General features: G+C 52.4%; 9 protein-coding genes and 1 tRNA gene. 2 read left to right on the forward strand and 8 right to left on the reverse strand.

Annotation, left to right across the window (positions count from 1 at the left end):
- Positions 1-24: 24 nt before the first annotated feature.
- The 4 genes from gspF to gspC are packed head-to-tail and all read right to left on the reverse strand — an operon-like array spanning position 25 to position 5,589.
- Entirely contained in the window at positions 25-1,248 is a 1,224-nt protein-coding gene (gene gspF / locus ABIE29_RS21700; RefSeq protein WP_429621197.1) for a type II secretion system inner membrane protein GspF, read from the reverse strand.
- Between the two features lies 1 nt (position 1,249).
- Positions 1,250-2,755 (reverse strand): type II secretion system ATPase GspE, encoded by a 1,506-nt coding sequence (gspE, locus tag ABIE29_RS21705; protein ID WP_429621199.1) that lies wholly within the window; start codon positions 2,753-2,755, stop codon positions 1,250-1,252.
- Positions 2,752-4,716, reverse strand: a complete 1,965-nt coding sequence (gene gspD, locus ABIE29_RS21710; RefSeq protein WP_429621244.1) for a type II secretion system secretin GspD — start codon at positions 4,714-4,716, stop codon at positions 2,752-2,754. Before gspD ends, gspE begins: the two co-directional genes overlap by 4 nt.
- 18 nt (positions 4,717-4,734) lie before the next feature.
- On the reverse strand, positions 4,735-5,589 hold the full coding sequence (gene gspC, locus ABIE29_RS21715; protein WP_429621201.1) for a type II secretion system protein GspC: 855 nt from the start codon (positions 5,587-5,589) through the stop codon (positions 4,735-4,737).
- Positions 5,590-6,053: 464 nt separating this feature from the next.
- Here gspC and pulA point away from each other — a divergent pair, with 464 nt between their 5' ends.
- Positions 6,054-9,317, forward strand: a complete 3,264-nt coding sequence (gene pulA / locus ABIE29_RS21720) for a pullulanase-type alpha-1,6-glucosidase (RefSeq protein ID WP_429621203.1) — start codon at positions 6,054-6,056, stop codon at positions 9,315-9,317.
- 26 nt (positions 9,318-9,343) lie between these two features.
- Positions 9,344-10,081, forward strand: coding sequence for a type II secretion system assembly factor GspB (gene gspB / locus ABIE29_RS21725; protein WP_429621205.1), 738 nt, complete (start codon positions 9,344-9,346; stop codon positions 10,079-10,081).
- 48 nt (positions 10,082-10,129) lie between these two features.
- Here gspB and gspS read toward each other — a convergent pair whose 3' ends face one another.
- The 4 genes from gspS to ABIE29_RS21745 all read right to left on the reverse strand — a co-directional run bounded on the left by gspS (position 10,130) and on the right by ABIE29_RS21745 (position 11,990).
- Entirely contained in the window at positions 10,130-10,522 is a 393-nt protein-coding gene (gene gspS / locus ABIE29_RS21730) for a type II secretion system pilot lipoprotein GspS (protein WP_429621207.1), read from the reverse strand.
- Between the two features lie 357 nt (positions 10,523-10,879).
- Positions 10,880-10,967, reverse strand: a tRNA-Ser gene (locus ABIE29_RS21735).
- A gap of 158 nt (positions 10,968-11,125) precedes the next feature.
- Positions 11,126-11,455, reverse strand: coding sequence for an osmotically-inducible lipoprotein OsmE (gene osmE, locus ABIE29_RS21740; protein ID WP_429621209.1), 330 nt, complete (start codon positions 11,453-11,455; stop codon positions 11,126-11,128).
- A gap of 118 nt (positions 11,456-11,573) precedes the next feature.
- Positions 11,574-11,990, reverse strand: a complete 417-nt coding sequence (locus ABIE29_RS21745) for a VOC family protein (protein WP_429621211.1) — start codon at positions 11,988-11,990, stop codon at positions 11,574-11,576.
- Positions 11,991-12,095: the final 105 nt, after the last annotated feature.

Below are 12,095 nucleotides of genomic sequence, written 5' to 3' on the forward strand. Positions count from 1 at the left end.
CTCTCCGTTAGTTGCAGATTGAATTTACATACTCATCAAAGTATTTAATTGCAGGATTGGCTGCAGGATCGCCAAAACGATAAACAGCACCACGCCCGCCATACTCACCACCAGCAATGGCTCAAACAGCCCCAATGCCAACTGCATTTGGGCAGTAAACTCTCGATCCTGATTGTCTGCCGCGCGTTCCAACATGCTGTCCAGTTCCCCACTGCGTTCACCGCTGGCGATCATATGCCGCATCATCGGGGGAAACAGCGCGGTGATTTCCAGAGCCCGATGCAGGCTCACCCCCTCGCGCACTGATTCCGTCGCCAGTGACAACTGGCGGCGCGCATATTCATTGGTTAATACCTCTCCGCTGATGCGCATCGCTTGCAGCAATGGCACCGCGCTGGCATTGAGGATGCTCAGCGTTCTGGCGTAACGGGCAGTATTGAGCCCTCGTGCGATGCGTCCGATCACCGGGAGGCGCAGCAACTGCCGATGAAAAGCAATGCGCCGCGCTTCCTGGCGCAGCAACAGACGCATCAGCATCGGCACCAATAACAGCAACAGCAGCACCCAAGGGCCAAAGGCTCGAACTCCGTCACTCAGCCCCATCAGCACACGCGTTGATAGCGGAAGTGCCTGCTTCATGTGAATAAACTGTTCCACTACCTTGGGCACAACGGCGGAAAGTAAAATGGCGATCACGCTGATGGCAACCACCGTCAGCACGCAGGGGTAAATCATCGCCTGCAGGATACGAGCTCGCATTTGCTGGCGCTGCTCGGTGTAATCCGCCAACCGGTTCAGAACCAGATCCAGATGGCCAGAAGCTTCACCCGCCGCCACCATCGCACAGTACAACCGCTCAAAACTGGTGGGATAACCGCTCATGGCCTCAGCCAAGGAATGCCCCTCCAGTACTTTGGTGCGCACTGCGGCCATCAGGCTGCGCTGCCGGGGTTTTTCACTCTGTTTTGCCACGGCATCAAGCGCCTCCTCCAAGGGTAAGGAAGCGGCGACCAAGGTCGCAAGCTGACGAGTCAACAGCGCCAGATCGGCACTGCTAATCCTCCGCCCCCATGAAAGAGGCCGCCCGCTTTGGGCCTGCTGGCGTTCATCCTGCCCTTCGTCCAGGCTTACAGGGACCAACCCCTGCTCGCGTAAAAGTTGACGGGCGTGGCGGGCTGAATCCGCTTCCTGCACTCCCCGCCGTTTTTTGCCGCGCTCGTCTAACGCCTGATAATGAAATAGGGCCATGTCATCCCTCTTCCTGAGACTGGCTTTCGGTCACGCGGATCACCTCTTCCCAACTGGTCTCGCCCGCCAATACTTTTTCCAATCCCCCCTGGCGCAATGTTTTGTATTCATTACGTAATTGACGAGCAATCGTGAATTCACTCTCTCCCTGGTGGATAGCCGTACGCACTCGGTCATCAATCAGCAGCAGTTCATGAATACCAGTACGCCCACGGTAACCGGTAAAATTACACTGCGAGCATCCCTTTGGTTGCCATAATGGGGTTCCGGGTAAAATCCCCATCTGATCGGCCAGGACCGCATCGGCTGCATAAGCTTGACGACAATCGGGGCAGAGTGTACGAACCAGGCGCTGTGCCAATACGGCCAGTAATGAGGTGGAAAGCAAAAAAGGCTCGATGCCCATATCCTGCAGCCGCGATAAGGCCCCCAGCGCGCTGTTGGTGTGCAGCGTGGAGAGTACCAGGTGCCCTGTCAGTGATGCCTGAACCGCAATCTGAGCGGTTTCGCTGTCGCGGATCTCCCCAACCAGCACCACATCAGGATCCTGACGCAGAATGGCCCGCAAACCGCGAGCAAATGTCATATCTACCTTGGGGTTTACCTGCGTCTGGCCGATACCCTCAAGTTCATACTCGATGGGGTCTTCGACCGTCATGATATTGCGTTCGCTGGCATTGAGCCGGCTCAATGCGGCATAGAGGGTGGTACTCTTCCCCGAACCTGTCGGACCGGTGACAAGGATAATGCCATGTGGCCGCTGGATCAGTTCATCGATCTGCCGCCGATTATGTGCAGACATGCCAAGCGCGGCGAGATCCAGACTGACGCTGTTTTTATCCAGTAAACGCAGAACAATTCGTTCACCATAATTAGACGGTAGGGTCGAAACGCGCACATCAATGGCTCGGCCACCGATCCGCAGTGCCATGCGCCCATCCTGCGGGATCCGCTTTTCGGCAATATCCAGCCGTGCCATGACCTTGATGCGCGATATCAATAAAGAGGCCAACCGCCGCTGAGGGCGCAGAATTTCACGCAACACGCCATCGACCCGAAAACGGATCTGCAAATGACGTTCATAGGTTTCGATGTGGATATCCGATGCTTTATCCTTGATGGCTTCGGTCAGCATCGCATTGATCAGGCGGATAATAGGGGCATCATCATCGGCATCCAGCAAATCGTCGCTGTCGGGCAGCTCTTCTGCCAAGGTATAAAAATCCATTTCATTGCCGATATCGGTCATCATGCGTCGCGCCTCTTTCGAATCGCGCTGGTAGCTGATCACCAGTTGTTTCTCAAACTCTTCACCCGACACCGTACTGATAGTCAGCCCACACCCGGCAACCCTTCGCGCCTCAAGCAATGCTGTGGCGGAGGTTTCCGCCAGACGGAGCACACGGCACCCAGCATGATCCCGCAACAGCAAAATGCGTTGCTCGCGCGCATAGGCAAATGGCAACTGCGGGCGTAATTCATTCAGGTCCTCGGGGAGGGTATTCATCGCCCCCCCGTTGAATAGAATGCGCTGATCGCCGCATTAACCTGGCGGAAAGTGGCACCGTTTTGATCGGGTGGCAACTTCAGTACCTCATTGTTCAGCGTGGCGGCGCTCCCTTGTTTGCCACGCTGCTGGTCTTGTTCCTGATTAAAAGCCTGATACTTTTCTGAGGAGGCATGGCGATACTGGTCACGATCCCGGATGATCGACGGACGGATGAACAGCATCAGGTTGCGCTTGGAAACCTGTTTGCTGTTGGAGCGGAACAGATAGCCCAGCACCGGGATATCCCCCAGCACCGGAACCTTGTCGCTGCTGTCGCGAACGGTTTTATCCAGCAAGCCCCCCACCACCACGGTTTCACCGCTGCCAACCAGTACCGCGTTATTGACCGTGCGGGTATTAAAGGTCACCCCCAGATTAGCACTGCTGCTGGAAGCCGCATCAGCCACACTGGAAACCTCCTGCTCGATCTCCAGCAGCACGGAATCCCCTTCGTTGATCTGCGGTTTGACCTTCAGCTTGATGCCGACGGTTTTGCGCTCCACCGTGTTGAAGATATTATCGCCGGATGTCGTTTGCGAGCCGGAGAGGACGGGAACTTCCTGGCCGACATTGAACGTCGCCTCCATGTTGTCAAGCGTGACAATGCTCGGTGTCGCCAGAATGTCATTCTTGCTACTGCTGGAAAGCGCGGTCAGCAGCATGGCCCAATTGCCCTGATAAAAACCGGCAGCAATACCGTTAAAACTGCTGAGAGCGCTGGCCAGGGTGCTATTAACCGTCCCGTCCTGATTGTATTGATTGGCTCCGGCAATCGCCGTGGTGATAGGCAAACCGGTATTGGTGAACTGCGTCACTCCGGCATTTTTGTTAGCCCACTGGATCCCCAGGTTCAAGCCATCGGCATCTTGTACCTCGGCGATAATCGCCTCTACCAGCACCTGTGCACGGCGAATATCCAACTGGGCTATCACCTTCTCCAGATCTCGCATGACATCCGGAGCCGCCATCAGTATCAGTGAATTGGTTTGTTCATGGGCTTTGATGGTGATGTCTTTACGCAGCGCTTCCGCCGGCTTGGCATTCTGTTGTTCACTTTGAATACTGGTACTGACGCCAGTCAACACCTCAACCAGATCGGTGGCTTTGGCATACTTCAGGTAAATCACTTTGGTATTGCCTTGCACGGCCTGCTCACGATCCAGCTGCTTGATCATGGCGATAATCCGCTGGCGGGAGTTGGGTTCCCCGCTGACCAGGACCGAGTTGGTTCGCTCATCTGCAACCAGATTGGCTACCATCAGGCTTGGCATCGCTGATTTGCTGGCATCCTTGGTCAATTCGGTGACCAGTTTGACGACTTCCGCAGCAGACGCATAGGCCAGCGCTACCGTGACCACACTACGGTCACCGACTTTGTCAACCCGTTCAACAATCGCCATCAAACGTTTGATCACCGCCGCACGCCCGGTCATCAGCAACACGTTGGAAGGCTCATAATGCACAACACTGCCAGCCCCGGCGTTATCGTTCAATTGACGCAGTAACGGGGCAAGGTCGCGTGCCGCCACGTTATTGACCGGCACGACGCGTGTCACCACTTCATCGCCCTCGCCCGGCTGGGCATCGCTGGCTACCGGCACCGCAGAGGTTTTCGCATCCTTGGAACGCACCACTTTCAACACGCCATTACGCATATCCACCACGGCAAAGCCATAAACGTCCAGCACGCTGAGGAAGAACTGGTAATACTGCTCCTCATTGAGCATGTCATAACTGCGTACGGTGATAGTGCCGCGCACGGCAGGATCGATAATCACCGTTTTATTCAGATTCTTGCTGACCGTGTTAATAAACTCCTGAATATCCGTGCCCTTGAAGCTGGCAGAAAACTCGGCACTCCAGCCCTGCCGAGTACCAAGCAGCATCACCGCCAGTAGCACGATGCGTAAGCTCCTGATTATTTTTGCATTCAACAATTAGTCATCTCCAAGAGCCAAATAGATATCCTGTAACTGACCGCCACGCTCCACGGTAAGATTCAGTTCACTGAGTTCTGAAAGCTGTTTCAATGCCTGTTGAGCCTGCTGTGCATCGCGCAGATCCAGGCCATTAAGCGCTATGGCAAGATCGTTTTCATGCAGCCCGACCTGGCGGAATAACTCCCCTTGTTTGCCCGGATTGAGTCGATAGCCGATGAGTTTGTCATCCACCATCACCGGTGAAATATTCAGGTAATTGAGAATGCTTTGCGGCTGCTTTTGCAACTGAGCCTTTAGCTGCGATGTTGAGGTTTTTTTTTCACTTTTAGCGGCCTCGGGTTGCTCGCTGAACAACAACAACGATTCATAATTTCCCCGATAAGAGATAACAACACGATCGGCAAAAATTGACGCAATTCGGGCGTCATAACCAGGCACCAACTCCCCCACGCCAAGGCTGAACTGCTTGCTGTCTTTGGCGATAATGGCGATGGAACGCTCTGAATTGGGGCTGGCGACAATGCCGGTCAGGTTTAGCTTGAGAGAAGAAGGCGGTGCGTTACGCAGGGTTTGGTCAGAAACTGAATGCTCAGTGGCGGAAGATGAGGGTAGCGGAGTACCAAAGAGGGTGAAGCGGTAACGTTCAGACTCACCTCCACCGCCCGTGGTTACTGGTGCGAAGTCTGCTTTGGATAAGTGTACAGGGGATATTTCAGGGGACAGGAGTCCGTGCCAGGTTAGCAGGGCGAGCTGATTGCAAATCAACAGTGACAGCACGCATAAAGCCCAACGCGGCGTTAACAGCCTGAACGTAGCCTCTCTGCACACCGATAATATTACAGAAAATCGCATCTTGCCGTCCTTTGCCTGCTTCTCTGTTTACGTCAGCCAGAAGTTCACCGATATCAACCAATCGGTGGGCATATCGTTGGGGCATTGTTGTATGAGAATGTGTTAGGTTATGACTGAAACCTTACAACTCAGTACCGCTGTCAGCCCTTACGTTTCTGAATACATCCTCTCAGAAGTGGTTACTTTATACATACTCCCCTAAATAATAAATCATTATTTTTGCTTATCGAAATAATTTATCTTTCTGTTTTTATAGCTATTTATTTCTTAATCTCGCTAGCATAAAAACAGTTTAACCTGTTTTGTCTCCCTCCTCTAAACTTCGGTTCCTCCTTCCACCTACGCCCCTTCTCCTCCTCAAACAGGAGGATGCTCCTCCTCGGCATGCAATATCTAATACCACTGCTTTACACATTGATACCATTTTTTACTTTCTATAATGTAAGCCTGATAGGGAATTTAGAATGCTGAAAAATACCTGTAATGCCCTACTTTTCGGCTCGCTTGTCATATTAAGCGGCTGTGATAATAATAATTCTTCAGACGTTAGCCCTGACACCAACAACCAAGAGCCGATTGCACGCCTACCTGACATAGCGATGCCTGGCGAAGCCGTCATGGCAGGTGAAAACCAGGCGGTAATTCATCTGGTCGATATTGCTGGTATCACCAGCGGCTCCGCCGCTGATTACAGTACCAAGAACCTGTTTTTATGGAATAACGACACCTGTGACGCCCTGGATAACCCCTCTGGGGACTGGAATGACACCAGTACAACACCGACAGGCAGCGACAGTTATGGCCCGTATTGGGTGCTCCCACTGACCAAAACGACTGGATGTATCAACTTCATTTTGCGTGATGGCACCAATAAGCTGATTGATGCGGATATGCGTTTATCGTTCAGTGACTTTCCGGACAGGACCGTTTCTACCCTTGCAGGTAGCAGCACGCTTTATGATACCCGTGCCGAAGCTTTCCGTGCGGCCTTCGGGGTTGCTCTGGCTGAAGCCCATTGGGTAGATAAACACACCCTGATGTGGCCTGCCGCGGAAGGGAAACCTATCGTACGTCTGTACTATAACCACAGTGGCAAAGTGGCCGCCAACAGCGAAGGGAAATTTACCGATCGCTATCTTTCTCTGACACCGACCAGCATCAGCCAGGAACTGGAGTCGCGTTTCCCTCACCTTTCGGGCTATGCCGCCTTCAAGTTGCCGGATAATGCAAAAGTCGACGAACTGCTTAGCGGCGAGACCGTCGCCCTGGCCGCCAATCAGGACGGCATCCTTATTTCAGCCACTCAGGTACAGACCGCTGGCGTGCTCGATGATCGCTTCTCAGCCGCAGCAGAAAGTCTGGAATATGGTGCTCTGCTGACCGATTCCGGCGTCACTTTCCGGATCTGGGCACCAACGGCCCAGCAGGCAGAACTGGTGATCTACAGTGCAGATAAAAAAGTCATTGGCAGCCATCCGATGACCAGAGATAACGATTCGGGTGCCTGGTCATATCAAGGAAGTCACGACCTTAAAGACGCTTTTTATCGTTACGCCCTGACCGTTTATCATCCGCAATCGCGCAAAGTGGAGCAGTATGAGGTCACCGACCCTTACTCCCATAGCCTCTCCACCAACTCCGAATACAGCCAGGTCGTGGATCTCAATGACAGCGCGTTGAAACCAGAAGGCTGGGACGGCCTGACAATGCCACACCCGCAGACCAGCCAGGCTGATATTGCCAGGATGGTCATCCATGAGTCGCATATCCGCGATCTTTCCGCCTGGGATCAGACCGTTCCTGAACAGGTACGGGGCAAATATCTGGCGTTGACTGCCAGTGACAGCAATATGGTGCAGCATCTCAAACAGCTTGGGCAAGCTGGCGTAACCCACATTGAATTGCTACCAGTGTTCGATCTGGCAACCGTCAATGAGTTCAACGACAAAGTGGCGGATCTCACCCATCCATTCAGTCGGCTTTGTGAACTGAACAGCGCCGTTAAGCAAAGCCGTTTTGCCGGCTACTGTGGAAGTTCAACCTCCATCGGTGATGTACTAGAAGAACTGAAACAGAATGACAGCCAGGACAATCCTCAGGTGCAGGAATTGAATGGCTATGTGGCTCAGACTGACTCCTACAACTGGGGTTATGATCCGTTCCACTACACGGTGCCTGAAGGCTCTTACGCTACCAATCCCGAAGGCACTGCCCGCATCAAAGAGTTTCGTACCATGGTGCAGACCATCAAGCAGCAACTGGGCATGAACATCATCATGGACGTGGTTTATAACCACACCAATGCTGCTGGCCCAACGGACCGCACCTCGGTGCTGGATAAAATCGTGCCCTGGTATTATCAACGCTTGAATGAAACGACGGGCAGTGTAGAGTCGGCCACCTGCTGTTCCGACTCGGCCCCCGAACACCGGATGTTTGCCAAACTGATTGAAGACTCTCTGGTGGTCTGGAGCCGAGACTACAAGATTGATGCATTCCGCTTTGACCTGATGGGCTATCATCCGAAAGCACAAATCCTGGCTGCCCGGGAGAAAGTAAAATCGGTGGCCCCAAGCGTTTATTTCTTTGGTGAAGGTTGGAATTCTGGTCAGGAAGATCGCTTTGAAATCGCTTCGCAGATCACGTTAAAAGGCACCGGCATTGGCACCTTCTCCGATCGTCTACGTGATGCTGTTCGCGGAGGCGGCCCGTTTGACTCTGGTGATGCCTTGCGTCAAAACCAGGGGGTGGGTAACGGCGCTGGGGTATTGGTTAACGAATTAACTCAGCAAAATGAGGATACCGTGCGCCATCTGGCCGATCTGACCCGTTTGGGCATGGCCGGCAACCTGGCTGAATTCCTGCTGATCGATAAAGACGGCTCCGTCAGGAAAGGCAGCGAAATTGACTATAACGGGGCGATTGGGGGTTATGCCAACGATCCGACTGAAGTGGTCAACTATGTTTCCAAACACGACAACCAAACCTTATGGGATATGATCGGTTACAAAGCCGCACGTGAAGCCGATCTCACCACTCGCGTACGCATGCAGGCGGTGTCACTGGCCACGACGTTGCTGGGTCAAGGGCTGGCATTCGATCAACAAGGCTCAGAACTGTTACGTTCCAAGTCATTTACCCGTGACTCATTTGATGCCGGAGACTGGTTTAACCGTGTGGATTACAGCTATCAAGACAACAACTTCAACGTTGGTATGCCACGCATCAGCGATGACGGTGGCAACTACTCGCTGATCGCCAGCGTCAAAGATGCTGTTGCCACACCTGGCCAAACCGAGATCGCGCAGATGACCTCGTTCTATCAGGAACTCACCCAATTGCGCCAATCCTCGCCCTTGATTGCTTTGGGTAGCGGCCATGAAGTGATGAAGCGTGTCGATTTCCGTAACACGGGTGCAGAACAGCAGTTGGGCTTACTGGTGATGACCATTGATGACGGCATTCAGGCGGGCGACGATCTTGATCCACAAGCCGATGCGTTAGTCGTTATCATCAACGCAGCGCCGGAAGCCAGAACGCTCAATGACTTTGCCGGTGAAAACCTCACCCTGAACGCGATCCAACAAAACCTGGGAGTCCGCTCGCTCGCCTCCGGCGTCAATATTACCGCAGAGGGCAGCGTTACAGTACCGGCCTGGTCGGTGGCCTTGTTGGTCAAACAACAAGTCGCGGCCCAAGGCGCAGGTTTGCCAGTAAGCAGTAAATAAAACGGTCCGTTTCGGGTCACCATCAGGTGGCCCGAAACGAGAGGTTAAACCAACTGAGTCACATCAACCCCGAATATAAGTTCAATGCTATTGACCCGAGTTTTCTGGCAGGATATACCCTTCATACTTTGGCGTTGCCCCAGCGTTGGCGACACACCAATAAAAAACCTCTGGCTGTGGAAATCAGCGTCAATGAAAGGTTCAGGGATGTGGACAATAAATCGATAGTAGAGCCAGAAGTCAGCGTTCAGCCAGCCAAGGGGCTGTTTATTCCCCGCTATCTGCTGCCAGTGTATGCATTGCTGTTAATAGCGATAGGTTGGTTTTCCGGACAGCACTGGCGTAGCAACGAAGCTTTCGCTGCCCCCGCGTTGACTCAAGCGGTCCCCTCTACGGCGGTAAAAACGGTGATGTCCAGGGATAGGAACACCAACGCTGATATAGAGGCTGCGCACGATGAAAATAAACCGGTGCAACAAGCAGGATCAGATAAAAAAATCCTCCCCTTCTTAGCCAGTGATGAGTTAGCCCCGTTAAGATACAGCGCGCACGTTTACGCATCGGAAGATGACAAACGCAGCATCACGCTGAACGGGCAGCGTTATCAGGAAGGAGACAGCCCTGCCCCCAACCTTACGATTGAGCAAATACAACAGGACGTGACTATCTTTAACTTCAATGGCGATGTATTCACACTTGACGCGCTGGAGGATTGGCCGGGCGGCAAGGTAGAGAGAGAAAGCGCCGCCGAAGGATCAGAATAAATCTTACCGCTAGCCCGTAAACTGGCACAGGACACCAAGTTGGTGTCACTAACTGCTGCTATCTGCACGCAGTTCGTCGGTAAAAGGTGCCAACAGGCTGTTAAAGCTGCTGCACTTGGTTTGTTCCGGCGTGTTGTCTCTTATCAGGCTTTGATAAATTTCCTCACTACGCTGCGGCAAAGCCCCGTAGCTAGAGCTATTCCAGCCCCGTTGCCTGGCGACTTTGTAGGCAACCTTGTCAATGACCGCATCGCTGGGTAAATCACTACGATTACATTTATATTTCAAATACTTGGCACCGGCAATCACTGAAGCCAGCTGTTCTACCTGTTCATTAAGCGCAACCGGATCCTTTTGCAGAGAAGAACGTGGTTGCTGACAACCCGCCGTTACCAGCAAAAGCAGCACAGGGACAAGACGGAGAATTGGAGTTAACTGCATGATAATAATAATCTTATCTTGATTAAGTGGCCTCTATTTTAACAAATCCCCCAGCACTGTCACTTGTCAGACAGAAAAGTTTTCCTTATTGCGATCCCGCTTACAGATTCATTTTCAGTGCTTTGCATTTTACTTGGTAGCCGCACAAGTAGAGCAAGATGAGGGGCTAGCGGCCATCACTCGCCAGATAGCAAACCAGGGGAAAATCACATCGTGGATAACGGCTTCCTCAAATACCTGCCCAACACAAGGCAAACAAGGGCAACGGCAGTCAACATCCCATGGCATACCGGGTGGCATATCGAGAAACACTAAAAACAAAAAACCCCAAGCTCTTACGAGCTTGGGGTCGGTATTTGGCGGAAGGACAGAGATTCGAACTCTGGGAGCTGTTACACTCGACGGTTTTCAAGACCGTTGCCTTAAACCACTCGGCCATCCTTCCAATGGGCGCAGATATTAACGGTACCGTTATGAAATGTCTATCGTTTTCACGTAAAAAAATGCGTCAAAACGCTCGTTCGCTTAAATTTCAGGCCAATTGCGCTTAAAAAAACCAGAACCCCGCATCAGCGAGGCTCCTTTTAGTCAATAAATAGGCGGTTATTTAGGTTGAGTATCGTACTCTGAACAACTCTGATAACCCTTATTCATCACGTGTCCCGTGTCATTGAAGCTGACAAAATAGGTCTGTGCTTTACCATCCCGTGGTGCAACGGCATAGGTATCACAGGTGCCCTGTGCATGGATCAGGGTTGCTGAGGTTGATGGCGGCCCGGCAATTGCACGCACTTGCTGTTTCGTCATCCCGACTTTTACATCGCTTACCACAGGCTCGTTCACATAGCTCGCGGCCCTGTCGTAAGTGGTACACCCAGCAAGAACGGAAAATGCAGCCGCAGTACAGACGGCTAAAATCAATTTATTGGTCATGGTTTATCCTCTTAGCGTACATTTATTGTTATCTAAGTGTAGAAGCTCAAAGGCTTTTCTACCAATAATGCTTTGTCTCCTAGTGCTAAACTGCCCCTCAACGACGACCAATGGGCAACTAATAATTAGCCCAGATGCCCGGCGTCACCAGTTCCAACAGGTGTCCATCCGGATCGCGAAAATAAACGCTCTCCGCACCTTGTTCCCAACGCATACGCCCTTCTATCTCAACGCCGTGTTCGGCCAACTGCTGCTCCCATAGGGGCAACTGGGCCTTGTTCACGGCCAAACCAAGATGTTGTGGACCGCTGCCATCATGAGGGGGAATATAGCCTCCCGGATAGTGAGCACCATTCAGCGAATCCCCGGCGACAAACAGCAGCAACACGCTTTGCTCAGAGATGTTATAGGCCCGGAAACGTTCATTCGCGACCATAGCTGGCAGTTGCAACACCTGCTGATAGAAGGTAGCGGCACGTTCGATATCACTAACATACAGCACCGTCTCAATCACACGCTCAATCTTAAGTTCCATACCAACCTCCTGATTTATCGATTTATAAACAGGGTAGGCGTGTACAGACTCAGCAGAATAGCAATCAGTGCCACGTGAAGATCACTCTGTGCGGTTGGCAGGCAA

The sequence above is a fragment of the Serratia sp. 2723 genome, from assembly GCF_050434425.1.
In the GTDB taxonomy this organism is placed as follows: domain Bacteria; phylum Pseudomonadota; class Gammaproteobacteria; order Enterobacterales; family Enterobacteriaceae; genus Chania.